This is a genomic window from Achromobacter xylosoxidans, assembly GCF_014490035.1.
GTDB classification, from domain to species: Bacteria; Pseudomonadota; Gammaproteobacteria; order Burkholderiales; family Burkholderiaceae_B; genus Achromobacter; species Achromobacter bronchisepticus_A.
Map to the genome: position 1 here is coordinate 1,434,419 of NZ_CP061008.1, position 25,971 is coordinate 1,460,389.

The following is a 25,971-nucleotide window of genomic DNA, read 5'->3' on the forward strand; positions in this document are numbered from 1 at the left end:
TATGCTCTCGGTTTTGCAGGACGAGCAACCGGGTGGGCGTGGCATGACGGGACAAGCATATAAGCGTAGGGGCGGGCTGAAGCGATGGCTGGCCGGCGGGCTGCTGGCCGTGGTGGCGGGCGCGGCCTGGGCGCAGGTGCCCGGCCTGCCGCCCAACGTGGTGAACGCCTGGAAAGCCAGCAAGCTGCCCGACAGCTCCCTGTCCCTGGTGGTGCAGGAAGTGGGCGGGCCGCGCCTGGCGGCGCTGAATGCCAAGGAGTCGCGCAATCCCGCCTCGGTGATGAAGCTGGTCACGACCTGGGCCGCGCTGTCCGAGCTGGGACCCAACTATGTCTGGCGCACCGAATTCATGACGGCGCCCGGCGCGCGGCCCGATGCCAAGGGCGTGCTGAGCGGCCCGCTATACCTGCGGGCTGGCGGCGATCCGCAATTCCTGCTGCAGGACCTGTGGGTGCTGCTGCGCGAACTGCGCCTGCGCGGCGTCAAGCAGATCAACGACCTGGTCATCGACCGCAGCATCTTCGGCCAGGTCGCGACCGACCCAGGCGCTTTCGACGGCGCCCCGGACCGGGCCTACAACGCCAGCCCGGATGCCCTGATGGTGGGTTTTGGCGCAATGCGGCTGCTGTTCACGCCGGACCCCGCCGCCAATAAATGGGTGCCGCTGATCGATCCGCCGCTGCCGGGCCTGAAGATCGAGGGCCGCGTCGAATGGAGCGATGCCCGCTGCCCCGGGCCTCCCGTGGTGACGACCGAACCCTTGATCACCCAGCAGGGCGTCACGATCCGCGTGAATGGCAAGGTGGCCGGCTCCTGCGGCGAATTCAGCCTGTACCGCCTGGCGCTGTCGCAGCCCGACTACGCCACCGAAGTGTTCCGCATGCTCTGGAAGGAGCTGGGCGGCACTTTCAAGGGCCAGGTCCGTTCCGGCATGGTGCCGCCTGACGCGGTGGTGCTGGCCTCGCACGATTCGCCCACGCTGGCCGAGGCGATCCGCCAGATCAACAAGCGCAGCAACAACGTCATGGCGCGCACCTTGCTGCTGACCCTGGGCGCCGAGCGCGGCCGCCGGCCCGCCACCGTCGCCAGCAGCGAGGCCGTGGCCAAGGGGCTGCTGGCCAAGCAGGGCCTGGATATGCCCGAGCTGGTCATCGACAACGGCGCCGGCCTGTCGCGCGACGCGCGGGTGTCGGCCGACAGCCTGGCGTCGATGCTGACCGTGGCCTGGAACTCGCCGGTCATGCCCGAGTACATTTCATCCTTTGCGATCGCGGGGGTGGATGGCACGGTGCGCCGCCGCCTCAAGGGCGATGGCACCCTGGGCATGGCCCACCTGAAGACCGGGTCGCTGCGCGACGTGCGTTCCATCGCAGGCTACGTGCTGGGCGCCAGCGGCAAGCGCTACGTGGTGGTCAGCATTGTCAACCACGAACAGGCCGGCGCCGTGCGCGCCTTCGACGACGCCCTGATCGCCTGGCTCGCTGAACAATGACCATGCCTGCGCCTCGCCGGCGCGAATCTTCGGATCATCCTGCGGGCGGTCAATAACAATTCCCTTCCAAACCGATTACGATCCTCAAATGTGGCTCGACGGCGGGGCGATGCAAAGCGCGCCGCGCCGTCATGGTTCCGCCTGAGGCGAATACCCTGTCTATCAATACTCTGGAGAGTTACGCACATGCCCGTGCACGAAATCCGCCATCCGCTGATCCGCCACAAGCTCGGGATCATGCGTCGCGCCGACCTCAGCACCAAGAGCTTCCGTGAGCTGTCGCAGGAAGTGGGCGCGCTGCTCACGTATGAAGCGTCCAAGGACCTGCCGCTGGCGCCCGCCACCGTCGAGGGCTGGTGCGGCTCGGTGCAGGTCGAAAAGATCGCCGGCAAGAAAGTCACCGTGGTGCCCATCCTGCGCGCCGGCATCGGCATGCTGGACGGCGTGCTCAGCCTGATTCCGGGCGCCAAGGTCAGCGTGGTGGGCGTGGCCCGCAACGAAGAAACGCTGGAAGCGCATACCTACCTGGAACGCCTGGTGGGTGAACTGGACCAGCGCCTGGCCCTGATCGTCGACCCGATGCTGGCCACCGGCGGCTCCATGGTCGCCGCCATTGATCTGCTCAAGCGCGCCGGTTGCAAGGAAATCCGCGCCCTGGTGCTGGTAGCGGCGCCGGTCGGTATCGATACGGTTCTGGCCAAGCATCCCGACGTGCACATCTACACCGCGTCCATCGACGACGGCCTCAACGAGCACGGCTACATCATGCCGGGCCTGGGCGACGCCGGCGACCGCATTTTCGGCACGACGCAGAAGACGGAATAGCGGCCGGGGTACGGCCACGAAAAAAAACGCCAGCCCGCAGGCTGGCGTTTTGCATCGGGCCCACGGCCCCTCAGGCCGCCAGACGCTCCATGCGTCCGTCCAGGTGCTGGCCGAACCACTGCAATTGCGAAGCCAATCCCGCCACCTCGCCCACGATCAAGAGCGCCGGCGAACGGATCGCGTGCTCGGCGGCCAGCGCCGGCAATTGCTCCAGCGCGCCAGACAACACCCGTTGCTCGGGCCGGCTGCCGTTCTCGATCAGCGCGAACGGCGTGTCCGCCGAGCGGCCGTGGGCCAGCAGGCGGCTGGTCAGCAGATCCAGCTGCCCCACACCCATGTAGAAGGCCAGGGTCTGTTTTTCACGGGCCAGCGCGGGCCAGTCCAGGTTGTCCTCGTCTTCGCGGCAATGCGCGGTGACCAGGCGGACGGACTGGGCGTGTTCGCGGTGCGTCAGCGGAACGCCGGCATAGGCGGCACAGGCCAGCGCGGCGGTGATGCCGGGCACTACTTCATAGCGCACGCCGTGCGTGCGCAGGTATTCCAGTTCCTCACCGCCACGCCCGAAGATGAAGGCGTCGCCGCCCTTGAGCCGCACGACGCGGCGGCCGGCGCGCGCGTGCTCGACCATCAGCCTGTGGATGCGGGCCTGGGTGGCGTTGTGGTCCTCGCCGGGCAGCTTGCCGACCGATACGCGCTCGGCGTCGCGGCGCGCCAGCGACATGACGTCGGCGCTTACCAGGCGGTCATGCAGGATCACGTCGGCCTCGTTCAGCGCGCGCAATGCCTTCAGCGTCAGCAGGCCGGGGTCGCCGGGGCCAGCGCCCACCAGCACCACGCTGCCGGCGTCGGGCGCCCGCGGCGCCGCCAATGCCGCCGCCAGCGCGGCTTCGGCCTGGGCCGGCTGCTGCTGGCGCAGGAAGCCGGCCACTGGGCCGTCCAGCAGCCAGTCGTAGAAGCGGCGGCGCGCGCCCAGGTCGGGATGACTGGCGCGGATGCGCTTGCGATAGCTGGCGGCCAGCCCGGCCAACTGGCCCAGGGTGTGGTCGAACAGCGATTCGATGCGTTCCCGGATGCGCCGCGCCAGCACCGGCGCCACGCCGGACGAGGAAATCGCGACGATGACCGGCGAGCGGTCGACGATGGACGGCACCTGGAAGGACGACAGTTCGGGATCGTCCACCACGTTGCTGAAGATGCGCCGGACGGCGGCGGCCTCCGAGACGGCGGCGTTGGTCTCGCGGTCGTCGGTGGCCGCGACCGCCAGCCAGACTTCGTCGAGCCAGGCGGGATCGAAGCGGCCGGACAAATGGCGGATGCGGCCTTCGGCGGCCAGCGCGGCCAGGGCGGGCGTCAGTTCCGGCGCGCCCACCAGCACGTCGGCGGAGGCTTCCAGCAGCGACAGCGTCTTGCGTTCGGCGACGCCGCCGCCGCCCACCACCAGGACCAGCCTGTCTTTCAGATCGGCAAAAATCGGGAAAAGCTTCATGAATGCCAGCCTCGGGCGTACCCGGCATAGTGTCGTTGGATCATAGGAAGGGGGCTTCATCCCCACAACTTTTGATTTCTTTGTTCCATATAACCAAAGCTCATTAAGTGGATTTGCCCAGCCAGGCGCTCATCTCCACGACCTCCCGGGCGACCTCGCCCAGCCGCTTCTGGCTTTGCATCGCGCGCTGGCGCAACAGGCCGTGGGCCTCATCCTCGGAAATCGACCGCGCCTTCATCAGGATGCCCTTGGCCTTTTCCACCCATTGGCGGTCGGCCAGACGCAATTGCGCGTCGCGCAGTTCTTCGCGCCGCGACTTCTCCATGGCGAAGCGCTCGATCGCCACCGTCAGCAGCGGCTCGATGCGTCCGGCAGGCACGTCGCCCACCACGTAGGCGGCGACCCCGGCGCGCAAGGCGCTGCGTATGGTTTCGCGGTTGCCGTTGTCGGTGAACATCACGACCGGGCGGTCGCTGTGTTCGCTGGCGACGCACACGTTCTCCAGCGTGTCGCGGCCGGGGGCGTCGCTGTCTATCAGCACCACGTCGGGCGCGGCCTGCGCGATGGCGGCGGCCAGATCCATGTCCGGCGCCATTTCGGCCACGACATGTACGCCCGCTGCGGCCAGCGTCTGCCGCAGCGACGCCGCGCGTCCTTCGCCATCGTTGAGCAGCATGACCTTGAGCATGAGATTCCCCTCTGATGCTTCCTGTCATGCAAGTTCCATGCCATCGCATTCTTCGACGACGGCCAGTCGGTGCGCACAGCGCCGGAGCGCGCCTGGCACATGGATGGTGCGCTGCCGCAACCGACGGTGCACCAAGTTGGTTCGCACCCCGTTTCATGCCTTGCCCGCTGGCCCGGCGCGATGCGGAGCAGCGCTAGTGCAGGCGCGGCCTGGCGGCGAGCCAGGCAATATCCCATTCTTTCTGGCACGCCATTTGCTTCAGTGGAAGCGGGCGGCCAACGAAGGTCGGCCCACGCAACGCGCCGCAATCAGCGGCAAGGGACAACGACGTTCCGCAGCGCCACTGGATGGAAATCCATGGCGCGCGGGACGTTTTTTTTTGCCAGGAGCCATGCATGACGCCATCGACCCATAGTCCCTCCACCGACGCCGCCGCGGGCGGGGATCTCAGCGCCAACGCCGCGCGCCGCAAATGGCTTTGCGGCACGGCGCGCGCGGTGGCCGGCGCCAGCCTGCTGTCGCTGGTCGATCCGCTGGTGCGGGCCGGCGCCTGGGCCGCCGGCACCGACGCGCCCGAGAAGACCGAGGTCAAGATCGGCTTCATTCCGCTGACCGATTGCGCTTCGGTCGTGATGGCCTCGGTATTGGGCCTGGATAAGAAGCACGGCGTGACGATCACGCCGTCCAAGGAAGCGTCCTGGGCCGCCGTGCGCGACAAGCTCATGAACGGCGAACTGGACATGGCCCACGTGCTGTACGGCCTGGTCTACGGCGTGCACCTGGGCATAGGCGGGCCGAAGAAGGACATGGCCGTGCTGATGAGCCTGAACCAGAACGGCCAGGCCATCACGCTGTCGAACAAGCTGCTGGCGGCGGGCGTGCGCGACGGTGAATCGCTGGCCAAGCTGATGGCGTCCGACAAGCGTGAATACACCTTTGCCCAGACCTTTCCCACCGGCACGCACGCGATGTGGCTGTATTACTGGCTGGCGACCTACGGCATCCATCCCATGAAGGACGCCAAGGTCATCACCGTGCCGCCGCCGCAGATGGTCGCCAACATGCGCGTGGGCAACATGGACGGCTATTGCGTGGGCGAGCCCTGGGGCGCGCGCGCCATCCTGGACAAGATCGGCTACACCGCCGTCACTTCGCAGGGCATCTGGACCGATCACCCCGAGAAGGTGCTGGGCACGAGCGCCGACTTCGTATCGCGCCACCCGAACACGGCGCGCGCGGTGACCGCCGCCATTCTTGAGGCCGGCAAGTGGATAGACGCCTCGCCCGCCAACCGCCAGAAAACCGCCGAGACCATCGCGGCCAAGTCCTATGTCAATACGGACGCCAGCGGCATCGTCGACCGCATGCTGGGCCGCTACGACGATGGGCTGGGGAAAAGCTGGACGGACGAGCACGCCATGCGCTTTTACGCCGACGGCGCCGCCAATTTCCCATACCTGAGCGACGGCATGTGGTTCCTGACGCAGCACAAGCGCTGGGGGCTGCTGAAGGAACATCCCGATTATCTGGCGATGGCGAAACAGATCAACCGGATCGACCTCTACAAGCAGGCCGCGCAGGCCGCCGGCGCGGCGTTGCCGCCCAGCGAGATGCGCACTTCGAAACTCATCGACGGCGTGGTCTGGGACGGCAGCAATCCTGCCGCCTACGCCGACGGATTCAAGGTCCGGGCCTGAGCGCCGATACAAAAGGGGCATGCAATGTCTGACGCAACGAGTATGAGCCGCGGCGATGAACTCCTCGCCCTCTGGCGCGAACGTCTGGAGTCCGCGCTGCGGGCCGTGGTGGGGCCCGTGGCGGGCTTCGCGCTGTTTGTGCTGGTGTGGCAGGTGGTGGCGATGCGGATACCGGAAATCCCCACGCCGGGCGTGACCTGGCGCGCCGCCGTGGAACTGTTTTCCGATCCGTTCTACGACAACGGCCCCAATGACAAGGGCATAGGCTGGAACCTGCTGGCATCGCTGCAGCGCGTGGCGCTCGGCTTCGGCCTGGCCGCGCTGGTCGGCATCCCCGCGGGTTTCGCCATCGGCCGCTATGCGGCGGTGCGGGCGATGTTCTCGCCCATCGTCAGCCTGCTGCGGCCGGTGTCGCCGCTGGCCTGGCTGCCGCTTGGACTGCTGCTGTTCAAGGCGGCCAACCCGGCCGCCATCTGGGCCATCTTCATCTGTTCGATCTGGCCGATGATCATCAACACCGCGGTCGGCGTGGCGCGCGTGCCGCAGGACTATCTGAACGTGGCGCGGGTGCTGAACCTGTCGGAATGGAAGGTGACCACCAAGGTGCTGCTGCCTGCCGTGCTGCCCTACATGCTGACCGGGGTGCGCCTGTCGATCGGCACTGCGTGGCTGGTGATCGTGGCCGCGGAGATGCTGACGGGCGGCACGGGCATCGGCTTCTGGCTTTGGGACGAGTGGAACAACCTGAAGGTGGAGCACATCGTCATCGCCATTTTCGTGATCGGCATCGTCGGGCTGCTGTTGGAAACTCTATTGGTTGCCCTGGCCCGCCGCTACACCTACACCGAGGAATAGCGCCATGAAGAAATACGTACGCATCGAGCGCGTGGGCCAGACGTTCAATACCCGCAAGGGCGCTTTCGTGGCGCTGCGCGACATAGACCTGACCGTGGAGCAGGGCGAGTTCATCACGCTGATCGGCCATTCCGGCTGCGGCAAATCGACCCTGCTCAATCTCATCGCCGGCCTGACCCGCCCCACCAGCGGCGTGCTGCTGTGCGCGGAACGCGAGATCACCGGCCCCGGCCCGGACCGCGCCGTGGTGTTCCAGAACCATTCGCTGCTGCCCTGGCTGAGCTGCTTCCAGAACGTATATCTGGCGGTGGAGCGGGTGTTCGGCGCCAAGGAGAAGCGCCCGCAGTTGGTCGAGCGCACACGCGCGGCGCTGGACCTGGTGGGCCTGTTGCCGGCGCAGAACAAGCTGCCGCGCGAGATTTCCGGAGGCATGAAGCAGCGCGTGGGCATTGCGCGCGCCCTGGCGATCGAGCCGGGCGTGCTGCTGATGGACGAGCCCTTCGGCGCGCTCGACGCGCTGACCCGCGCGCACCTGCAGGACGAACTGCTGAAGATCGTCGCCAAGACGCGCACCACCACCGTCATGGTCACGCACGACGTCGATGAAGCCGTGCTGCTGTCCGACCGCATCGTGATGCTGACCAACGGTCCGGCCGCGACCATCGGCGAAATCCTGCCCGTGCCGTTGTCCCGTCCGCGCGACCGCGTGCGGCTGGCCAATGACGCGGCCTATCTGGCGTGCCGGGCCGCGGTGGTGGACTTCCTGCACCGCCGCCATGGCAACCCCGAGCGCTCGCAGGCGGCGCTCCAGGCCAACGCGGCGCTGGATGCCGACCCGCAGCCGCTGGCCGAGGCCGGGGCATCGCGCGCAGCCGCGTAGGGGCCGTCATGGAGGCGAAGCAGAAGCTGGTGGTGGTCGGCAACGGCATGGCGGGCATACGCACGCTGGAAGAACTGCTGAAGCTGACGCCCGATCTGTACGAGATCACGGTATTCGGCGCCGAGCCGCATCCGAACTACAACCGCATCCTGCTGTCGCCAGTGCTGAGCGGCGAACAGAGCTTGCGGGATATCGTGCTCAACGATGAGGACTGGTACCTCCGCCACGGCATCCGCCTGTTGTTGAACCGCAAGGTCGTGGGCGTCAACCGCGCCCGGCGCATCGTGCTGGCGGACGATGGGTCCGAGACGCCCTACGACCGGCTGCTGTTGGCCACCGGCTCGAAGCCGTTCATCCTGCCTGTGCCGGGCAGCGATCTGGACGGCGTCGTCGCCTTTCGCGATATCGGCGACGTGAACCAGATGATAGAGGCGTCCTCGCGCTACCGGCACGCGGTGGTGATAGGCGGTGGCCTGTTGGGCCTGGAGGCCGCCAACGGCCTGGCTGCGCGCGGCATGGATGTGGCCGTGGTGCATTTGGGGGCATCGCTGCTGGACCGGCAGCTGGACGGCGGCGCCGCGGCCATGCTGCGCCGCGGGCTGGAAGTGCGCGGCCTGAAGTTTCTGCTGGGGCGCCAGACCCGCGAGATCCTGGGAGGGGCCGACGGGCGGGTGCGCGCGCTGCGCTTCGCGGACGGGGAAGAGATTGCGGCGGACCTGGTGGTGATGGCGGTGGGCGTCAGGCCCGACACCGAACTGGCCGAGCGCTGCGGCCTGCATGTGGACCGCGGCGTGGTGGTCAGCGACACCTTGCAGACCTATGACCCGCGCATCTACGCGGTGGGCGAATGCGTCAGCCATCGCGGCACCGCCTACGGCCTGGTCGCGCCCCTGTACGAACAGGCGAAGGTGGCGGCCAACCATCTGGCGCTGCACGGCATCGGCCGCTACGAAGGCAGCGTGACGTCGACGCGGCTCAAGGTCACCGGCATCGATCTGTTTTCCGCTGGCGATTTTGCCGGCGGGCAGCAGACCGAGTCGATCACGCTGGCCGATACGCCAGGCGGCGTCTACAAGAAATTGGTGATCCGCGACGACAAGCTGGTGGGCGCCTGCCTGTACGGCGACACGGCGGATAGCGCCTGGTATGTGCGCCTGATCCGCGAGGGCCGGCGCATCGGCGCATTGCGCGAGCGGCTCATGCACGGCGAAGGCGCCGCGGAGGAATAGGAAATGGATGCGCCCATGGCTGGCCTGATCGATAGCGTGGACGCGGCGCCGCAAGGCGTGCGCGAAGTGGCGTCGGTGTGCTGCTATTGCGGCACCGGCTGCGGCGTGCGGGTGCAAACGCGCGATGGCGCGGTGCTCCGCGTGCGCGGCGACGAGCAGCATCCGGCCAACCATGGCAAGCTCTGCAGCAAGGGCCTGGCGCTGGCGGACACGGTGCGGCGCGACGGCGCGCGCGTGCTGTCGGCGCAATGGCGCGAGACGCGCGCCCACCCCCAGCGCGCCATCGCGCTGGACCAGGCGCTGGATATCGCGGCGGCCAAGCTGGCCGACACCATTGCGCGGCATGGCCCGGACGCCGTGGGCTTCTACCTGTCGGGGCAGTTGCTGACCGAGGATTACGCGGTCTTCAACAAGCTGGCCCGCGCGCTGGCCGGCACCAACAACATCGACACCAATTCGCGCCTGTGCATGTCCAGCGCGGTCTCGGGCTACAAGCGCACGCTGGGCGCGGACGCGCCGCCGGCCTGCTACGAGGACCTGGATCTGGCCGACACGGTGCTGATCGCCGGCTCCAACATGGCCTATGCGCATCCCGTGCTGTTCCGGCGGCTGGAGGCCGCGCGGGCGCGGCGTCCAGGCATGAAGGTCATTGTCGCGGATCCTCGGCGTACCGATACCGCGGCCTTCGCCGACCTGCACCTGCAATTGGCGCCGGGCACGGATGTGGCCATGTTCCACGCCATGCTCAATGTCATGGAGCAGGAGGGGCTGCTGGATCACGGCTACATCGAGCGGCATACGGAAGGCTTCGAGCCCCTGATGGCGCGCGCTCGGCGGTACACCCCGCAAGCCGCGCAGGAGATCTGCGGCGTGCCGGCGGAGGACATCGTCCAGGCGGCGCGCTGGTTCGGCGCGGCCGGCGCGGCGCTGTCGCTCTACACCATGGGCTTGAACCAGTCGGCCAGCGGCACCGACAAGAACGCCGCCCTGATACATCTGCATTTGGCGACCGGGCAGATCGGCAAGCCGGGCGCGGGACCGTTTTCGCTGACGGGGCAGCCCAACGCGATGGGCGGGCGCGAGGCGGGCGGCATGGCCACGCTGCTGCCGGGCCATCGCGATCCCGCGTCGGCGGCCGACCGCGAGGCGGCCGCCGCGCTGTGGGGCGTGGACGCCTTGCCGCGGGCGCCGGGCGCCACCGCGCTGGATATGTTCGACGCGGCGCGCGAAGGTCGCATCAAGGTGCTGTGGATCGCGGCCACCAACCCGGCGCAGTCCCTGCCGGATCAGGCCCGGGTGCGCGCTGCGCTGGAGCGCGCCGAGTTTGTCATCGTGCAGGAGGCGTACGCGGGCACCGAAACCCTGGCCTACGCCGATCTGGTGCTGCCCGCTGCCACCTGGCCCGAGAAGTCCGGCACCGTGACCAACTCGGAGCGCCGCATCAGCCGGGTGCGGGCGGCGATCGATCCGCCCGGCGACGCGCAGCCGGATTGGCGGCTGGCGCAGGCGGTCGCGCTGCGCCTGGCTGCCCGCATGGCCCCGCACAAGGCGGCGCTGTTCGACTACCGGGATGAAAGCGAGGTCTTTGCCGAGCATGCCCGCACCACGGCGGGCCGGGACCTGGACTACAGCGGGCTGGATTATGCGGCGCTGCATGCGTACGGACCGCAGCAATGGCCGTACCGGCAAGGTCAGGGCACGGCGCGCCTGTATGCCGATGGCGTGTTTCCCACGGCCAGCGGACGCGCCCGTTTCTGCGACGTGGATTACCGTCCGGTCGTCGAAGCCGCTACGCCGGAATATCCGCTGCGGCTCACCACCGGCCGCCTGCGCGACCATTGGCACACCATGGCGCGCACGTCGCTGGCCCGCGTGCTGACGCAGCATGTCGAGGAACCCTGGGTGTCCATGCATCCCGAGGACATGCGCCGGCTCAAGCTGGACCCGGGCGCGCTGGCCAGGCTGGCGTCGCGCCGGGGTAGTGTGGTGCTACCCGTGCAGGCGGACGATACGCTGACGCCGGGACAGGTGTTCCTGCCCATGCATTGGGGCAGCGCCTACATGGCGGGGCTGGGAGTGAACGCGTTGACCAACCCGGCCGCCGATCCCATTTCGCGCCAGCCGGAACTCAAGCACAGCGCCGTGTCGGCCGTACCGGCAGGCCTGCCATGGCAGGCCGCGGGCTGGCTGCAGGGCGACAGCGCCATGTTGCGCGCGCGGCTGGCGCCCTGGCTGGGACGCTTCGATTACGCGGTGGTCCTGCCGGCGGGCGCGGGTGGCGTGCGGATGCGCCTGGCGGCCTGCGCCGCGCCGCCGGCAGAGGTCCTGGATGCGATGGCGGATGCGCTGGACCTGCACCTGCCCGACGTGGCTTTCGACGATCCCGCGCGCGGCCAGATGCGCAGGGTGAGGGTGGAGCAAGGCGCTTTGCGCGGCTTTTTGCTGACAGGTGATCTGCGGGCGCAGGATGCGCTGTTGTCCTGGGCCGGCGGCGGTGACGCGCCGGCCAGCGTGGCGGCGCTGCTGACCGGACGGATTGCGGGCGCGGTCCGCTCGCGCGCAGTCTGCGTCTGCAACGGCGTGAGCGAGGCCGCGATTCTTGCCGGTATCGCCCGGGGCTGCGATCTGGCGGCCTTGAAGACTGCGCTGGGCTGCGGCACTGGCTGCGGTTCCTGCGTGCCGGAGATCCAGGTCCTGATCGGCCGCGCCGCGCCCGCCGCCGCGCCGGCGTAGCCGCTGCCAGCGTGGTCGCGGCCGACACGTTCCGACACGCGCCGCGTCTCGCAACCGGTGTAGTATCAAGCCAGCCATGCGCCAGGCGCGGGCGGTTTTCATCCGGATTCATGGAGTGGCTTGTGACGATGCGAAAAATGGCATCCCTGATTTTTACGGCGGGCGCGCTGGGCGCGGCCGCCGCGGCGCAGGCCGGCGTGTGCGATGCGCAGTTCATGCATGACGGCGGCACGGTGCAACTGACGGGCACCGGCAATCTGGCGCTGGGCGCCGACCTGTCTTTCGCCGAAGTTACAAAAAGCAATGGCGACAACTGCCGCGCGCGCGTGCAGGGCGTGGCCACGTTCAGCTATGCGGGCCTGCCCCCGGGAAAGTCCAAGCTGGATTACCTGATGACGGTCAAGGGCGGCCAGGCCACCTTCCTGCGCTATGCCACCGCGGGCGAGGCGCCCAAGCCTTCCGAAGGCCAGTTCGACCTGCGCATGCTGGGTCTCTTCGCCTATGACGGCAAGCTCAGCGCCGGCCAGAAATTGCCTGGCTCGTCGTTCCGCTTGAAGATCGGCAAGGAAGCGCCCGTCGGCGGCCAGCCCAGCACCACGGTGCGCATCGGTGAGAAGACCGTGGGGCAGAAGGCTGCGGTGAATACCGCGCTGGGCTCGCAGTCTTGCCATCCGATCACCTACACCCGCAATTCCGATCCCACCATGGCCACGTTTCAGGGCCTGACGATCCCCATCCCGGGCATGAACACCACCGTGACGGACTGGTACTGTCCGGCGATCAATCTGGTGATGAAGCAGGACATCGATCAGGGCGGCGTCAAATCCGCCGTTGAGATTACGCAAATCAAGTAGCACACCGTAGCAAGCGCGCCGTGTCTCCCGCATGGCGGCTGGTATGATGGTTCCGTCATTGACACACAACAGGAGCTCAAATAATGGCCACGAGAAAATCCGAAGAAGTCGCAAAAGAAAAACTCATCGACAGTGTCAAGTCCAGCCTGAATGACGCCGAAAGCCTGCTGCGCGAAGCCGCCAGCAGCACCGGCGACAAGGCCAACGAATTGCGCGACCGCGCGCTGACGTCCTTGAAGCGCACGCGCGAAGCGCTGTACGAAGCGCAGGACGCCGTGCTGGAACGCGGCCGCAAGGCTGCCCGCGCGACCGACGACTACGTGCACGACAATCCCTGGCAAGCCATCGGCATCGCAGGCGTGACCGGCCTGCTGCTCGGCTTGCTGATCAGCCGCCGCTGATAGGGCAGGACATCCGGGCGGGCGGCGCGGGCGCAAGACCGCGCTTCCCGCCCGGCGTCCTTTTCAGCCATGGGTCTACGAAAATCTGTTTTCGGCGTTGCCTCCAGCGTGGTCGGGCTGTTGCGCACGCGCCTGGAACTGCTGGCGCTGGAAGCGGCGGATGAAAAAGCGCGCTTGCTCAAGCTTTTGGGCATGGCGTTTGCTGCGCTGCTGTTCCTGACGCTGGCGGTGCTGGTCTTCACCGTCACGGTCGCGGTGGCGTTCTGGCCCACTGAAGACCGCTACCTGGCCCTGGGCCTGTTGGCGGGCTTCTATGGCCTGGTCGGTGTGGCCTTGCTGGTTGCAGTGCGCCGCGGGCTGGTCTACGGCGCGCCGCCATTCGCCGCCACGCTCGAGGAACTCGGGCGCGACGCCGAATTGCTGGAGCGGGTGCGCGACGCGCAAGACGACGACGAAGCGCAGGCGCGCCGGCGCGAGGAGGGCTGAAACATGACGAAAAGGTCTCCCACCGTCGACCGCGCCGTGCGCATCGAGCTGCTGCGCGCCCGCGCCGCCATCGAACGCGAATCGCTGGCGCAGAGCATCGCGGCCACCGGACGCAAGCTGGAACCGGCCGCGCTCCTCAAGGGGCTCTTGCCCGGCCTGGCTTCGGGCGGCGCATCGCGCTGGGCCTTGCAGGCGATCAGCCTGGCGCGCCGCTATCCCATCGTCAGTTCATCGCTGTCCGCCATGATCATGCGCGGCGGCAAGCGCTCCAAGCTTTTGAAGATCGCCGGCGGCGCCTTTGTCGGCTGGCAACTGTTCAAAGCCTGGCAGAACTCGCGCCGCGATGATGATCCGTCAGATGACAGGCGCTGAAGCTATGGCGTTGCCCAACAAGAAGCCTGCCTTGAAAAAGGCAGGTTTTTTTATGCCTGGATTCAGCGCTACGCTGTGCTGTTCGAGCCAGGCCGGGCCTGGCACCATGCCCCACACATTGCAGTACCGCCCGCTATTGATCGACGCGCTCATCAGCGCTTCCTGATCCTGCCGCGATAACGCCGGTCCCGGTACGAGAGGCTGGGCAGGATTACAAGCCCAACTGCCCCCACATCTCATCCACGCGCTTCTTGACGTCCGCATCCATGGTGATGGGAGTGCCCCATTCCCGATTGGTTTCGCCGGGCCACTTGTTGGTGGCGTCCATGCCCATCTTGCCGCCCAGGCCGGAGACCGGCGAGGCGAAATCCAGATAGTCGATGGGCGTGTTTTCCACCAGCAAGGTGTCGCGCACCGGGTCCATGCGGGTGGTCATCGCCCACACCACTTCCTTCCAGTCGCGCGGATTGATGTCCTCGTCCACCACCACGATGAACTTGGTGTACATGAACTGGCGCAGGATGCTCCACAGGCCGAACATGACGCGCTTGGCGTGGCCGGCGTACTGCTTGCGGATCGACACCACCGCCAGGCGGTAGCTGCAGCCTTCCGGCGGCAGGTAGAAGTCCACGATCTCGGGCAGTTGGCGGCGCAGCAGCGGCACGAAGACTTCGTTGAGCGCCACGCCCAGCACGGCCGGTTCGTCGGGCGGTTTGCCAGTGTAGGTGGAGTGGTAGATGGGATTGCGCCGCATCGTGATCCGCTCCACCGTGAAGACGGGGAACCAGTCCTGCTCGTTGTAGTAGCCGGTGTGGTCGCCGTAGGGGCCTTCCAGCGCCATTTCGTAATCGGTGTTCGGCGGCGGGTTGACGCCTTCGGGCACGACGGGCGCGATGGCGCGCGGGTCGGAGGACGGCAGCAGATGGCCTTCCAGCACGATTTCGGCCCAGGCCGGCACGGATAGATCGCTGCCCAGCGCTTTCGCGACCTCGGTGCGGGAGCCGCGCAAGAGGCCGGCGAACTGGTATTCGGACAGGCTGTCGGGCACCGGCGTGACCGCGCCCAGCGTGGTGGCCGGGTCGGCGCCCAAGGCCACGGCGATGGGGAAGGGCGTGCCGGGATGCGCCAGGGCGTGGTCGCGGAAATCCAGCGCGCCGCCGCGGTGCGACAGCCAGCGCATGATCAGCTTGTTGGGGCCCAGCAATTGCTGCCGGTAGATGCCCAGGTTCTGGCGGCGGGCGTTGGGGCCGCGCGTGATCACCAGGCCCCAGGTCAGGAGCGGCGCCACGTCGCCGGGCCAGCAGGTCTGGATCGGCAGGCGGTTCAGGTCCACGTCCTTGCCTTCCCAGACGATTTCCTGGCAGGCGGGACTTTTGACGTTCTTGGGGCTCATGTCCCACAGCGCGGACTTCAGCATCGAGACCTTGGCCAGCGCGTCGCGCAGGCCTTTGGGCGCTTCGGGCTCGCGCAGCGAGGCGAGCAGTTCGCCGATGTCGCGCAGGGCGCTGACGTCGTCGGCGCCCATGCCGCGGGCCACGCGGGCCGGGGTGCCGAACAGGTTGGCCAGCACCGGCATCTGCGCCGGCTCGCCATTGTGCCGCGCGTTTTCGAACAGCAGGGCAGGCCCTTCCGCGCGCAGGACTCGGTCGGATATTTCAGTCATTTCCAGCCGGGTGGACACCGGCGCAGCGATGCGTCGGAGCTCGCCCATGCGTTCAAGTTGGGCGATGAAGTCTCTAAGGTCGCGGTATTTCACTACAGATCCCAGCTATTTGGTTACATATTGGGTAGACAGAGAGGTTAACATTGACTCCCTCTTTTTTAACGCAGGAGGTTTTATGCCCGATGCGTCAGTGGCCAGCCTGTTCCGAAGCCTGGCCCAAGGAGTGCACCAATATCTTGCCGAGTCCCTGCGCATTTGCTCCGTTTATCTGGGCATTGCGGTCATTGTGACGGTAAGCATGGGATTCGCCCTGCCTGGTTTGCGCGACCAGGCATTGCAAGTGCACAAAGCCTTGTTGACCGCCCTAGCGCCTTCATCCATGCAAACCGGCACCGAATCCGAAGCCGGTTCCGAACTGGGTTCCGACATGTCGTCGGCAATTGCCATGGCCGTTCCCAACGCCCCCGCCAGCAACGCCACCGGCATGCTGGGGCCAGCCCGCGTCGCCCCGCCGGCGCCCAAGCCTGTCGCCATGACCGCCACCGGTCCGCAGGCGGAAGCCTTGCGCAACTATATTTCGCGCAAGTACAAGGTCGCCTATGACGCCACCGGCCCGCTGCTGAACGTGGTGTACAAGGTCAGCCGCGAAAAGCAGCTGGATCCGTTGTTGGTGCTGGCCGTGATCGCCATCGAGTCCCGCTACAACCCGCTGGCCGAAAGCCACGTGGGCGCGCAGGGGCTGATGCAGGTGATGACCAGCGTGCACCAGGAAAAATTCGACGCGGTCGGCAAGACCGCGCTGGACCCGGCCGCAAATATCGGGGTCGGAGCCACGATCCTGCGCGATTGCATCAATCGCCGCGGTTCGATCGATGGCGGCCTGGCATGCTACGTCGGCGCCACGGGACCGGACGACAATGGCTACGGCGCCAAGGTGCAGGCGGAACGCCGCCGCCTGGCGTTGGCTTCCGGGATCGCGCTGGCGCGCGACTGATCGCCGTAATGGCCCGAATGCAAAGCGCGTCCCTTGGGACGCGCTTTGTTTTTTGGGGTGTTCAAGATCAGCCCTGCAGCAGCCGGCCGATGCGGGCGACCGCCTCTTCCAGGCGGTCCAGGCCGGTGGCATAGGAAAAGCGCATGGTGTGGCTGCCATGGGCCGGCCCGAAGTCCAGGCCCGGCACGGCGGCCACGCCGGCCTCCAGCAGCAGGCGCTGCGAGAACGCGGCGCTATCCATGCCCAGGTTGGCGATGTCGGCATAAATATAGAAGGCGCCGTCGGGCTTCACCGGCACCTGGATGCCCATGCGCTCGAATTCCGGCAGCAGGTAGTCGCGGCGCTGCTTGAAGGCCTCGCGGCGGTGCTCGAAGGTCTTCATCGCGCCCGGCTCGAAGCAGGCCAGCGCGGCGTGCTGCGCCAGCGTGGGCGCGCAGATCGCCAGGCTGGCGGCGATTTTCTCCACCGGCGCCACCATGTCCTCGGGCACGATCATCCAGCCCAGGCGCCAGCCCGTCATGTGGAAGTACTTCGAGAAGCTGTTGATGACGATGACGTCGTCGTCCAGCGTCAGGGCCGAGCGGGGCTGGCCTTCATAGGACAGCCCCAGGTAGATTTCGTCGACGATGGCGAAGCCGTCGCGGGCGCGGACCTGAGCCAGCAGCTCGGCCAGCTCGCCGTGGTCGATCGAGGTGCCGGTGGGGTTGCTGGGCGAGGCGACCAGCACGCCCTGGGTGGCGGGCGTCCAGTGGCTGGCCACGTCCTGCGCCGACAGCTGAAAGCGCTTGGCCGCCGTGCTCGGGATCAGGCGCGGCACACCGCCCGCCGCCAGCACGAAGTTGCTGTTGGCGGGGTAGGAGGGATCCGGCATCAGCACTTCGCCGCCCTGGTTGACCAGCGCCGCGCAGGCCAGCGTCAGGGCGCCGGAGGCGCCCGCGGTGACGATGACGCGGGCCGGATTGATCCGGGCGCCGAACTGTTCGTGGTAGAACCGGGCGATGGCCTCGCGCAGCGGCGTCAGGCCGGCCGAGGGGCTGTAGCCGCTGAGGCCGGCGCGGGCTGCGCGCTCCAGCGCTTCCACGACCTGGGGGGGCGCGGTAAAGTCCGGTTCGCCGATGCCCAGGCTGATAATGTCCTTGCCAGCCGCCTGCAGCGCTTGCGCCTGCTTGAATAGTTCCATTACCTGGAAGGTCAGGAAGTCGTTGGTGCGATGGGCAAGGCGGGGCATCGGATTCTCGAAGGCGTTTGTAGCGAAAAAGGAATTGTAGTCATGCAGCCATCCCGGCGCGCTTTCCTCATGGGCCGTCGTCCGGTCCGCAGCCCGTGGTCGGCCTTCATCGAGCGGCTGGGCCTGCTCTGCCAGGGTTCCGTTCGAGATCTGGGCGAGGCGGGAGAGGGCGGCCCGCGGGGCCTGCTGACGCCGGCGCGCGACGCGGATGTGGCGCACGCGCGCACGCTGTGTGCCGAATATCGCGTGACGCTGGCGCTGCACGGGGCTGAAGGACCTTTCGAGACCGCTCATGGACCAGTCCTCAGGGTGGACCCATCCGCCCTGACCGGCCTGGTGCGCCTGTCCGGCGATAGCGGGCGCTGGCGCGCGCAGCCGGGCACGCCGGTAGCGGCGCTGGCCCAGGCAGGGCTGCGGCAGTTCGCCGGCCTGCCCGGGAACATGACGCTGGCCGAGTGGCTGGCGGCCAAGGCCAACTGGCCCGCCGGGCGCTGCGCCGACTCCGGCGTGCTGGCGCTGGAGGTGATGCTGGCCGACGGCATAGAGGAAACGCTGGGGCCGTTCGGCGAGTCGGACGTCCAGCCGCTGCGTTCCGCCACCGTGCAGCGTCTGGTGCCGGCGCTGTTCCAGCTGGCCTCGGGCGGCGATGCCTTCGCCACCCGGGACGGCGAGCGCTGGCTGGGCCGCTACCGGCTGGACGCGCTCAAGCCCGACGCGCCCGCCACCGTCAACCTGGCGCATCTGCTGCTGGGGCATGGCGGCACGCTGGCCTGGGTGCAGTCGGTGACGCTGGCCGACGCCGCGCCGGCGCCGCAGCCGCAGCCGCAGGCGGAGCGGGAGGAGCCGCCTGGTCTGGCCACCACCCGGTTGGACTCCCGGGTGAAGGCTCTGTTCGACCCGGATGGACGGTTCCCCTTATTCCACATCGCGGAATAGCGACAATTTGTAAGCTGACGCTAACATGGGACGCGTCTGCTTATCCAACGGGCAGGCGGGCATTGCCGAGGTATCGCGGCGTCCGTCATCGGAATAGAATTCCCCCCTTTCGTGTCACACACTCTAGCCAGTAGCCGCCACTATGGATGCCAATCTCCGCAAAGCCGCCCTTGAATACCATGAGCTTGGACGCCCCGGCAAAATCTCGGTCACGCCGACCAAGCAGCTCACCAACCAGCGCGACCTGGCCCTGGCGTACTCGCCCGGCGTGGCGGCGGCCTGCGAAGAAATCGTGGCCGATCCGGCCAATGTGTACCGCTACACGGCGCGCGGCAACCTGGTGGGCGTGATCACCAACGGCACCGCGGTGCTGGGCCTGGGCAATATCGGCGCATTGGCCTCCAAGCCGGTGATGGAAGGCAAGGCGGTGCTGTTCAAGAAGTTTGCCGGCCTGGACGTTTTCGACATCGAGATCAACGAGACCGACCCGGACAAGCTGGTCGAGATCATCGCCGGCCTGGAAGCCACCTTCGGCGGCATCAACCTCGAAGACATCAAGGCTCCGGAGTGCTTCACGGTCGAACGCAAGCTGCGCGAGCGCATGAAGATTCCGGTCTTCCACGACGACCAGCACGGCACCGCGATCTGTGTGTCCGCCGCCTTCATCAACGGCCTGAAGGTCGTGGGCAAGGACATCAAGCAGGTCAAGGTGGTGACTTCGGGCGCAGGCGCCGCCGCGCTGGCCTGCCTGGACCTGATGGTGGACCTGGGCCTGCCGCTGGAAAACGTCTGGGTCACCGACATCGAAGGCGTGGTCTACGAAGGCCGCACCGTGCTGATGGACCCGGACAAGGCGCGCTTCGCGCAGAAGACCGACGCCCGCAAGCTGGCCGAAGTGATCCAGGGTGCCGACGTGTTCCTGGGCCTGTCGGCCGGCGGCGTGCTCAAGCCGGAAATGGTTGCGGCCATGGGTCCGCGCCCGCTGATCCTGGCGCTGGCCAACCCCACGCCCGAGATCCTGCCGGAACTGGCGCAATCGGTGCGCGATGACGTGGTCATGGCGACTGGCCGTTCGGACTATCCGAACCAGGTCAACAACGTGCTGTGCTTCCCCTACATCTTCCGCGGCGCGCTGGATGTGGGCGCCACCACCATCACTCGCGAAATGGAAAAGGCGGCGGTGTATGCCATTGCCGAGCTGGCCGAGGAAGAGCAGAACGAAGTGGTGGCCGCAGCCTACGGCACCTTTGATATTTCGTTCGGCCCCGAATACCTGATCCCCAAGCCCTTCGATCCGCGCCTGATCGTGCGCATCGCCCCGGCGGTGGCCAAGGCCGCAATGGAAGGCGGCGTGGCCACGCGCCCGCTGGCGGACCTGGAAGCCTACGAAGAACAGCTGCAGCAGTTCGTGTACCACTCGGGTGCCTTCATGAAGCCGCTGTTCTCGGCGTCCAAGCGCATCGTGCGCGAAGGCGGTCCGGCCCGCATCGTATTCGCCGAAGGCGAGGACGAGCGCGTGCTGCGCGCGGTGCAGGTGATCGTCGATGAAGGCCTGGCCCGTCCCATCCTGGTGGGCCGTCCGTCGGTGCTGCTGACCCGTATCGAAAAACTGGGCCTGCGGCTGCGCCTCGGGGAAGACGTCGAAGTCACCAATCCCGAATATGACGAGCGCTTCCACCAGTACTGGACCACGTACTGGGAGCTGATGTGCCGCCGCGGCATCACCAAGGAAATGGCCCGCGTGGAAATGCGCCGCCGCATGACCTTGATCGGCGCGATGATGGTGCGCCTGGGCGACGCCGACGGCATGGTCTGCGGTTCGGTGGGCGCGTACCACGACCACCTGCGCTTCGTGGACGAGGTCATCGGCCGCCGTCCTGGCCACAACGTGTACGCCGCCATGAACATCCTGCTGCTCAACGAGCGCACGGTGGTGCTGGTGGACACGCACGTCAACGATGAGCCCTCGGCCGAGCAGATCGCCGAATTCACCATCGCCGCCGCCAACGAGATGCGCCGCATGTATCTGGCGCCCAAGGTCGCGCTGCTGTCGCGGTCTAACTTCGGCTCGGGCAGTTCGGCCTCGGGCGCGAAGATGCGCCGCGCGCTGGAACTGGTGCGCGAGGCCGCGCCGGAACTTGAGATCGACGGTGAAATGCACGGCGACTGCGCGCTGGACGAGGCGCTGCGCATGCGCATTCTGCCGTCCTCCACGCTCAAGGGCCAGGCCAATCTGCTGGTGTGCCCGAACGTGGACTCGGGCAACATCGCCTACAACCTGTTGAAGACCGCCGCCGGCAGCAACGTCGCGGTGGGTCCGTTCCTGCTGGGCGCCAACGCACCGGTGCACATCCTGACCTCCAGCTCCACCGTGCGCCGCATCGTCAACATGACCGCGATGACGGTGGTCGATGTCAATACACCGCGTTGACGTGACGCCACCCGGTCCGGCGTGCCCGCGCACGCCGACCGGCCTGGTCCTGACCGGTGGCGGCGCCCGCGCCGCCTATCAGGTGGGCGTGCTCAGCGCCATCATGGAATTGCTGGATCCTGACTGGCATTCGCGTTTCCAGAATCCCTTTCACATCATCTGCGGCACGTCCGCCGGCGCCATCAACGCCGCCGCGCTGGCCTGCCGCGCCGACCGGCCCCATCTGGGCGTGCGCCGCATCCGCCGGCTGTGGTCTTCACTGAATACCGACATGATCTACCGGGCCGACGCGCCCGGCCTGATCCGCACCGGCGTGCGCTGGCTGGGGCTGCTGTCGCTGGGGTGGATGTATTCGGGCCTGACGCGCAAGCGGCCCCATTCGCTGCTGGACAACAGCCCCATGCAGGCTCTGCTGGAGCGGGTGCTGGACTTCCAGCATCTGCGCACCAACCTGGAAACCGGCGCGCTGTCGGCGCTGGCGATCACGGCCTCGGGCTATACCAGCGGCGAGCACTTGACCTTCTACCAGGCGCACACGCCCATCGAGCCCTGGCACCGCTATCTGCGCCTGGCGCTGCCCACGCCCATCGGCATCGACCACCTGATGGCCTCGTCCGCCATTCCGTTCGTCTTTCCGGCCCGGCAGGTGCAGGTGCACGGCAAGGGGGAGTGGTGCGGCGATGGCTCGATGCGCCAGCTTGCGCCCATCAGTCCTGCCATCCACCTGGGCGCGCATCGCGTGCTGGTGATCGGCACGGGTTTCCGCGACGAAACCCACCCGGAAAACCGCGAGGATTCGCCGCCTTACCCCTCGCTGGCCCAGGTCGGCGGACATGCGCTGGCCAGCATCTTCCTGGACGGCCTGTCGGCGGACGTCGAGCGCCTGGAGCGCATCAACTTCCTGATGGATCAGTCCGGCCCGGAAGGGGCGCAGCACGGGCATGCGCGCCGCATCGAGGTCCTGACGATCACGCCCAGCCAGTCGCTGGACGTCATGGCGCTGGAACATTTGCAGGATATGCCGACCCAGGCCCGTGCTCTTTTCCGCGTACTCGGTGTATCGTCCGATCCAGACCGTCCCGGCGGCGGTTCGCTGATGTCCTACCTCTTATTTGAATCCAGCTACACCAAGCGATTGATTGAACTGGGTTATGCCGATACGATGCAGCGTAACGACGAAGTGATCGCCTTTTTCAAGGGGGCTCAGGCATGACGCGCAATGGCCAATCTACTCTGCAGCGGCAGCTGATGCGCGGCGGTGCGCTGGCCCATGACGGGCTGGACAAGAAGGCCGTGGTGGACGCCGCCCATGAGCTTGGCCTGGCCCTGTTCGTCGCCAATTGCGATCCTGCCCGCAGCCGTTCCGCCGTGCTGCGCGCCATCGTCAAGGCAGTGGATTTCCCCGAATACTTCGGCGGCAACCTCGACGCCCTCTACGACTGCCTGTGCGATACCGTGCTGGACCACAAGACCGGCGTGGTGCTGTGGCTGTACAAGCTGCATTCGGGCGACCCGGCGCTGGAAGAAGACTCGGGCCGCATTGAAACCGTCTGCTCCGACGCGGCCGATTTCGCCCGCGAAAACGGCCGCGTTTTTGCGTATGTCATCGAACACGCCGGACGCCATCCGGACCCCGAGCCCGGGGTGGCGGCAGCGCCCTACGGCGAAGACCACTGATCCGGTTGTTTTACCAGGCCAGCAGCGCGCTGGCCGCCGACAGCAGCGCCAGCCCCGCGGTCTCGGTGCGCAGCACCCGGGGGCCGAATCGCACCGCCTGCACGCCCGCCTCGCGGGCCTGGGCCAATTCCTTGTCCGACCATCCTCCCTCCGGTCCCACCAGCAGGGTCAGCGCCTGCAGGCCGGGCGCGGCCCGCAGCGCGCCGGCAAGATCGTCCCGCGCTTCCGGGTGGCACAGCAGGCGCAGGCCGTCCGCGGGCTGCTGCAGCCATTCGGCCAGGGTGACCGGCGCGTCCACCGCCATCAGCCGGTTGCGGCCGCATTGTTCGCTGGCGGACTGCGCGATGCGCTGCCAATGCGCCACGCGCTTGTCCAGCCGGGCGCCCGACAGCTGCAGCACGCTGCGCTGGGCGGCGATGGGGCTGACGCGCGCGGCGCCCAGCTCCACGGCCTTTTCCACCACCCAGTCCATCTTGTCCCCGGAAGGCAGGCCCTGCACCAGGGTGACGCGGCCGCCCAGTTCGGCCTCGCGCGGCAGGAATTCGCCCAACTGGGCAAAACCAGCCTTGCCTTCCACTTCGAGCGTGGCGGGATACTCGCCGCCCTGGCCGTTGAACAGCGCCACGGCCTCGCCCGCGCGCAGGCGCAGCACGCGCAGCGCATGGTGCGCCAGGGCTTCGGGAAGCGCCACGCGGGCGCCGGTACTCAGGGGGATATCGCAGAAGAAGCGGGGGGCTGACATAAATGTGCGAGAACTGATTTGATGTGGAGAAGGATACTTTTGCCGCCGGGCCGTCCCAAGGCAAAAACGCCCCCTTGGGGGGCAGCTAGCCCGCGCAGCGGGCGCGGCGTGGGGGCACTTGTCCTCAGAAAGCTAGCCTAGCACGGGCCGCCTTATGGCCGATGGCGTCGGGGAAACCCCTGGATGCTAAAATCCCATGCTTCGCAACCTACTCAACTGGCCCCTATTTTGACCGTAGGCCCGCCAGCTTCAAAGAGCCTTCCGAATGAGCAATCCGACCGCCCCTAAACTTGCCTTGGCGGATGCCATCCGCGCCCTCGCGATGGACGCCGTGCAACAAGCGAACTCCGGGCATCCGGGTGCTCCCATGGGCATGGCGGAAATCGCCCAAGCCCTGTGGGCCGGCAACCTGCGTCACAATCCCAAGGATCCCGCCTGGGCCAACCGCGACCGCTTCGTGCTGTCCAACGGCCACGGCTCGATGCTGATCTACGCCTTGCTGCACCTGACCGGCTACGACCTGCCGATCGAAGAGCTGAAGAATTTCCGCCAGCTGCATTCCAAGACGCCGGGCCACCCCGAAGTGGGCATCACCCCGGGCGTGGAAACGACCACCGGCCCGCTGGGCCAGGGCCTGGGCAATGCCGTGGGCATGGCGCTGGCCGAAGCGCTGCTGGCTGCTGAATTCAACAAGCCCGGCCACGCCATCGTCGACCACCACACCTACGCCTTCACCGGCGACGGCTGCCTGATGGAAGGCATCTCGCACGAAGTCTGCTCGCTGGCCGGCACGCTGAAGCTGGGCAAGCTGGTCGTGCTGTATGACGACAACGGCATTTCCATCGACGGCCACGTCGAACACTGGTTCGCCGACGACACCGCCAAGCGCTTCGAAGGCTACGGCTGGAACGTGATCCGCGGCATCGACGGCCATGACGTCGCCGCCGTGGACGCCGCCATCAAGGCCGCGCGCTCGCAATCGGAAAAGCCCACGCTGATCGTCTGCCGCACCGTCATCGGCAAGGGTTCGCCCAACATGGCCGGCACGCACAACGTGCACGGCGCGCCGCTGGGCAAGGACGAGATTGCCGCCACCCGCGCCGCGCTGGGCTGGTCGTCGGAACCGTTCCAGATTCCGCAAGACATCTACGACGGCTGGGATGGCCGCAAGCAGGGCGCCGCCGCCCAGGCTGAATGGCAGTCCGCGTTCGACGCCTACGCCGCCGAATTCCCCGCCGAAGCCGCTGAATTCAAGCGCCGCATGAAGGGCGAAATGCCCGCCGGCTACGCCGAACAGTTCAAGGCGTTCCTGGACGCCACGCTGGAAAAGGCCGAAACCGTCGCCACCCGCAAGGCGTCGCAGTTCGCCATCACCGCGCTGGCGCCGCTGCTGCCGGAAATGCTGGGCGGCTCGGCCGACCTGACCGGCTCCAACTTCACCGACTGGAAGGGCGTTGCCGCCGTCCGCGCCGGCGATAAGGGCATCCAGTTCGGCCGCCACATCAACTACGGCGTGCGCGAATTCGGCATGGCCGCCATCATGAACGGCGTGGCCCTGCACGGCGGCTACCTGCCGTTCGGCGGCACCTTCCTGACGTTCTCCGACTACTCGCGCAACGCCATCCGCATGGCCGCGCTGATGAAGCAGCGCGTGGTCCACGTGTTCACCCACGACTCCATCGGCCTGGGCGAAGACGGCCCGACCCACCAGTCCATCGAGCATGCGGCCAGCCTGCGCCTGATCCCCAACCTGTCGCTGTGGCGTCCTTGCGATACGGCTGAAACCGCCGTGGCCTGGAACGCGGCCGTGACGCGCCCGACCAGCATCGGCATGGACGTGCACGACGGCGGCCCCACGGCCCTGTTGCTGTCGCGCCAGAACCTGCCGTTCGTGCCGCGCGACGCCGCCACCGTGGACGCCATCGCCCGCGGCGGCTATGTGCTGCGCGATGCCGAAGGCGCCCGCGCCGTCATCATCGCCACCGGTTCGGAAGTCGCCATCGCGCTGGACGCGCAGGCGCAGCTGGCCAAGGAAGGCATCGCCGTGCGCGTGGTCTCCATGCCCAGCACCGACGTGTTCGACCGCCAGGACGCCGCCTGGAAGCAATCCGTGCTGCCCAAGGGCCTGCCGCGGGTGGCTGTCGAAGCCGGGGTTACCGCCTTCTGGCATAAGTACGTGGGCCTGGAAGGCGCCGTCGTCGGCATCGACCGCTACGGTGAATCCGCGCCGGCCGGCGCACTGTTCAAGTTCTTCGGGCTGACCGCCGACAAGGTGGCCGAGACCGTCAAGCAAGTTTTGTAA

Annotated in this window: 22 protein-coding genes and 1 pseudogene; 17 read left to right on the plus strand and 6 right to left on the minus strand. The window is 67.5% G+C overall.

The genetic code is table 11. The features are described from left to right. The first annotated feature begins 43 nt into the window (after positions 1 to 43). On the plus strand, positions 44 to 1,492 hold the full coding sequence (dacB, locus tag IAG39_RS06680; protein WP_118933867.1) for a D-alanyl-D-alanine carboxypeptidase/D-alanyl-D-alanine-endopeptidase: 1,449 nt from the start codon (positions 44 to 46) through the stop codon (positions 1,490 to 1,492). Between the two features lie 186 nt (positions 1,493 to 1,678). Further along, positions 1,679 to 2,317, plus strand: coding sequence for a uracil phosphoribosyltransferase (gene upp, locus IAG39_RS06685; protein WP_054451547.1), 639 nt, complete (start codon positions 1,679 to 1,681; stop codon positions 2,315 to 2,317). Between the two features lie 70 nt (positions 2,318 to 2,387). On the opposite strand, the gene cysG is transcribed toward upp, so the two are convergent. Continuing rightward, entirely contained in the window at positions 2,388 to 3,803 is a 1,416-nt protein-coding gene (gene cysG / locus IAG39_RS06690; protein ID WP_118933868.1) for a siroheme synthase CysG, read from the minus strand. 103 nt (positions 3,804 to 3,906) lie between these two features. After that, the gene (locus IAG39_RS06695; protein WP_059380225.1) at positions 3,907 to 4,491 is read right to left on the minus strand and encodes an ANTAR domain-containing response regulator; all 585 of its coding nucleotides are present in this window, start codon (positions 4,489 to 4,491) and stop codon (positions 3,907 to 3,909) included. 395 nt (positions 4,492 to 4,886) lie between these two features. Between IAG39_RS06695 and IAG39_RS06700 the strand changes: the two genes are divergently transcribed. The 9 genes and pseudogenes from IAG39_RS06700 (at position 4,887) to IAG39_RS06740 (ending at position 13,998) form a co-directional block, all read left to right on the plus strand. Beyond that, positions 4,887 to 6,188, plus strand: a complete 1,302-nt coding sequence (locus IAG39_RS06700; protein ID WP_118933869.1) for a CmpA/NrtA family ABC transporter substrate-binding protein — start codon at positions 4,887 to 4,889, stop codon at positions 6,186 to 6,188. Positions 6,189 to 6,212: 24 nt separating this feature from the next. Next, entirely contained in the window at positions 6,213 to 7,043 is an 831-nt protein-coding gene (gene ntrB, locus IAG39_RS06705; protein ID WP_059380223.1) for a nitrate ABC transporter permease, read from the plus strand. A gap of 4 nt (positions 7,044 to 7,047) precedes the next feature. Next, a complete protein-coding gene (locus tag IAG39_RS06710) occupies positions 7,048 to 7,923 on the plus strand; it encodes an ABC transporter ATP-binding protein (protein ID WP_118933870.1) in 876 nt (291 codons plus the stop codon). Between the two features lie 8 nt (positions 7,924 to 7,931). Next, a pseudogene (locus IAG39_RS06715) lies at positions 7,932 to 9,134 on the plus strand (NAD(P)/FAD-dependent oxidoreductase); the annotation flags it as partial. A gap of 21 nt (positions 9,135 to 9,155) precedes the next feature. Continuing rightward, positions 9,156 to 11,885: a nitrate reductase gene (locus IAG39_RS06720; protein ID WP_205736612.1), complete on the plus strand. Its 2,730-nt coding sequence runs from the start codon at positions 9,156 to 9,158 to the stop codon at positions 11,883 to 11,885. Positions 11,886 to 12,013: 128 nt separating this feature from the next. After that, positions 12,014 to 12,739 (plus strand): hypothetical protein, encoded by a 726-nt coding sequence (locus IAG39_RS06725; RefSeq protein ID WP_373429137.1) that lies wholly within the window; start codon positions 12,014 to 12,016, stop codon positions 12,737 to 12,739. A gap of 83 nt (positions 12,740 to 12,822) precedes the next feature. Continuing rightward, positions 12,823 to 13,140 (plus strand): YqjD family protein, encoded by a 318-nt coding sequence (locus tag IAG39_RS06730; protein ID WP_013395739.1) that lies wholly within the window; start codon positions 12,823 to 12,825, stop codon positions 13,138 to 13,140. A 69-nt stretch (positions 13,141 to 13,209) separates the two neighbouring features. Further along, positions 13,210 to 13,626, plus strand: coding sequence for a phage holin family protein (locus IAG39_RS06735; protein WP_059380220.1), 417 nt, complete (start codon positions 13,210 to 13,212; stop codon positions 13,624 to 13,626). 3 nt (positions 13,627 to 13,629) lie between these two features. Then, positions 13,630 to 13,998, plus strand: a complete 369-nt coding sequence (locus IAG39_RS06740) for a hypothetical protein (protein WP_118933872.1) — start codon at positions 13,630 to 13,632, stop codon at positions 13,996 to 13,998. On the opposite strand, the gene IAG39_RS06745 is transcribed toward IAG39_RS06740, so the two are convergent. Beyond that, complete coding sequence (locus IAG39_RS06745; protein ID WP_165867921.1) at positions 13,981 to 14,151, minus strand: hypothetical protein; 171 nt, start codon at positions 14,149 to 14,151, stop codon at positions 13,981 to 13,983. The genes IAG39_RS06740 and IAG39_RS06745 overlap by 18 nt on opposite strands. 58 nt (positions 14,152 to 14,209) lie before the next feature. Then, positions 14,210 to 15,754 carry a 4-hydroxy-3-polyprenylbenzoate decarboxylase gene (gene ubiD, locus IAG39_RS06750; protein ID WP_118933873.1) on the minus strand — a complete coding sequence of 515 codons (1,545 nt, stop codon included), beginning with the start codon at positions 15,752 to 15,754 and terminating at the stop codon, positions 14,210 to 14,212. 82 nt (positions 15,755 to 15,836) lie between these two features. Here ubiD and IAG39_RS06755 point away from each other — a divergent pair, with 82 nt between their 5' ends. After that, complete coding sequence (locus IAG39_RS06755) at positions 15,837 to 16,655, plus strand: lytic transglycosylase domain-containing protein (RefSeq protein WP_059380216.1); 819 nt, start codon at positions 15,837 to 15,839, stop codon at positions 16,653 to 16,655. Between the two features lie 67 nt (positions 16,656 to 16,722). Here the strand turns inward: IAG39_RS06755 and IAG39_RS06760 are convergent, their stop codons facing one another. Beyond that, positions 16,723 to 17,883, minus strand: coding sequence for a pyridoxal phosphate-dependent aminotransferase (locus tag IAG39_RS06760; protein WP_118933874.1), 1,161 nt, complete (start codon positions 17,881 to 17,883; stop codon positions 16,723 to 16,725). 42 nt (positions 17,884 to 17,925) lie between these two features. Here IAG39_RS06760 and IAG39_RS06765 point away from each other — a divergent pair, with 42 nt between their 5' ends. From IAG39_RS06765 to IAG39_RS06780, 4 genes are all read left to right on the plus strand, one after another. Then, positions 17,926 to 18,819: an FAD-binding protein gene (locus IAG39_RS06765; protein ID WP_118933875.1), complete on the plus strand. Its 894-nt coding sequence runs from the start codon at positions 17,926 to 17,928 to the stop codon at positions 18,817 to 18,819. A gap of 142 nt (positions 18,820 to 18,961) precedes the next feature. Beyond that, entirely contained in the window at positions 18,962 to 21,250 is a 2,289-nt protein-coding gene (locus tag IAG39_RS06770) for an NADP-dependent malic enzyme (RefSeq protein WP_187774086.1), read from the plus strand. Continuing rightward, positions 21,231 to 22,463 (plus strand): patatin-like phospholipase family protein, encoded by a 1,233-nt coding sequence (locus IAG39_RS06775; protein WP_223283379.1) that lies wholly within the window; start codon positions 21,231 to 21,233, stop codon positions 22,461 to 22,463. The genes IAG39_RS06770 and IAG39_RS06775 overlap by 20 nt, the downstream gene beginning before the upstream one ends. After that, positions 22,460 to 22,927 carry a barstar family protein gene (locus IAG39_RS06780; protein WP_059379497.1) on the plus strand — a complete coding sequence of 156 codons (468 nt, stop codon included), beginning with the start codon at positions 22,460 to 22,462 and terminating at the stop codon, positions 22,925 to 22,927. Before IAG39_RS06775 ends, IAG39_RS06780 begins: the two co-directional genes overlap by 4 nt. Positions 22,928 to 22,937: 10 nt before the next feature. On the opposite strand, the gene IAG39_RS06785 is transcribed toward IAG39_RS06780, so the two are convergent. Further along, on the minus strand, positions 22,938 to 23,669 hold the full coding sequence (locus IAG39_RS06785; protein WP_118932805.1) for a 16S rRNA (uracil(1498)-N(3))-methyltransferase: 732 nt from the start codon (positions 23,667 to 23,669) through the stop codon (positions 22,938 to 22,940). Between the two features lie 265 nt (positions 23,670 to 23,934). On the opposite strand from IAG39_RS06785, the gene tkt reads away from it, so the two are divergent. Further along, positions 23,935 to 25,971 carry a transketolase gene (gene tkt / locus IAG39_RS06790; protein ID WP_059379495.1) on the plus strand — a complete coding sequence of 679 codons (2,037 nt, stop codon included), beginning with the start codon at positions 23,935 to 23,937 and terminating at the stop codon, positions 25,969 to 25,971.

Coding starts and splice junctions, on each gene's coding strand:
- dacB (WP_118933867.1), top strand. CDS start 44: ATGACGGGACAAGCATATAAGCGTAGGGGCGGGCTGAAGCGATGGCTG.
- upp (WP_054451547.1), top strand. CDS start 1,679: ATGCCCGTGCACGAAATCCGCCATCCGCTGATCCGCCACAAGCTCGGG.
- cysG (WP_118933868.1), bottom strand. CDS start 3,803: ATGAAGCTTTTCCCGATTTTTGCCGATCTGAAAGACAGGCTGGTCCTG.
- IAG39_RS06695 (WP_059380225.1), bottom strand. CDS start 4,491: ATGCTCAAGGTCATGCTGCTCAACGATGGCGAAGGACGCGCGGCGTCG.
- IAG39_RS06700 (WP_118933869.1), top strand. CDS start 4,887: ATGACGCCATCGACCCATAGTCCCTCCACCGACGCCGCCGCGGGCGGG.
- ntrB (WP_059380223.1), top strand. CDS start 6,213: ATGTCTGACGCAACGAGTATGAGCCGCGGCGATGAACTCCTCGCCCTC.
- IAG39_RS06710 (WP_118933870.1), top strand. CDS start 7,048: ATGAAGAAATACGTACGCATCGAGCGCGTGGGCCAGACGTTCAATACC.
- IAG39_RS06720 (WP_205736612.1), top strand. CDS start 9,156: ATGGATGCGCCCATGGCTGGCCTGATCGATAGCGTGGACGCGGCGCCG.
- IAG39_RS06725 (WP_373429137.1), top strand. CDS start 12,014: ATGCGAAAAATGGCATCCCTGATTTTTACGGCGGGCGCGCTGGGCGCG.
- IAG39_RS06730 (WP_013395739.1), top strand. CDS start 12,823: ATGGCCACGAGAAAATCCGAAGAAGTCGCAAAAGAAAAACTCATCGAC.
- IAG39_RS06735 (WP_059380220.1), top strand. CDS start 13,210: ATGGGTCTACGAAAATCTGTTTTCGGCGTTGCCTCCAGCGTGGTCGGG.
- IAG39_RS06740 (WP_118933872.1), top strand. CDS start 13,630: ATGACGAAAAGGTCTCCCACCGTCGACCGCGCCGTGCGCATCGAGCTG.
- IAG39_RS06745 (WP_165867921.1), bottom strand. CDS start 14,151: ATGAGCGCGTCGATCAATAGCGGGCGGTACTGCAATGTGTGGGGCATG.
- IAG39_RS06755 (WP_059380216.1), top strand. CDS start 15,837: ATGCCCGATGCGTCAGTGGCCAGCCTGTTCCGAAGCCTGGCCCAAGGA.
- IAG39_RS06760 (WP_118933874.1), bottom strand. CDS start 17,883: ATGCCCCGCCTTGCCCATCGCACCAACGACTTCCTGACCTTCCAGGTA.
- IAG39_RS06765 (WP_118933875.1), top strand. CDS start 17,926: ATGCAGCCATCCCGGCGCGCTTTCCTCATGGGCCGTCGTCCGGTCCGC.
- IAG39_RS06770 (WP_187774086.1), top strand. CDS start 18,962: ATGGATGCCAATCTCCGCAAAGCCGCCCTTGAATACCATGAGCTTGGA.
- IAG39_RS06775 (WP_223283379.1), top strand. CDS start 21,231: ATGTCAATACACCGCGTTGACGTGACGCCACCCGGTCCGGCGTGCCCG.
- IAG39_RS06780 (WP_059379497.1), top strand. CDS start 22,460: ATGACGCGCAATGGCCAATCTACTCTGCAGCGGCAGCTGATGCGCGGC.
- IAG39_RS06785 (WP_118932805.1), bottom strand. CDS start 23,669: ATGTCAGCCCCCCGCTTCTTCTGCGATATCCCCCTGAGTACCGGCGCC.
- tkt (WP_059379495.1), top strand. CDS start 23,935: ATGAGCAATCCGACCGCCCCTAAACTTGCCTTGGCGGATGCCATCCGC.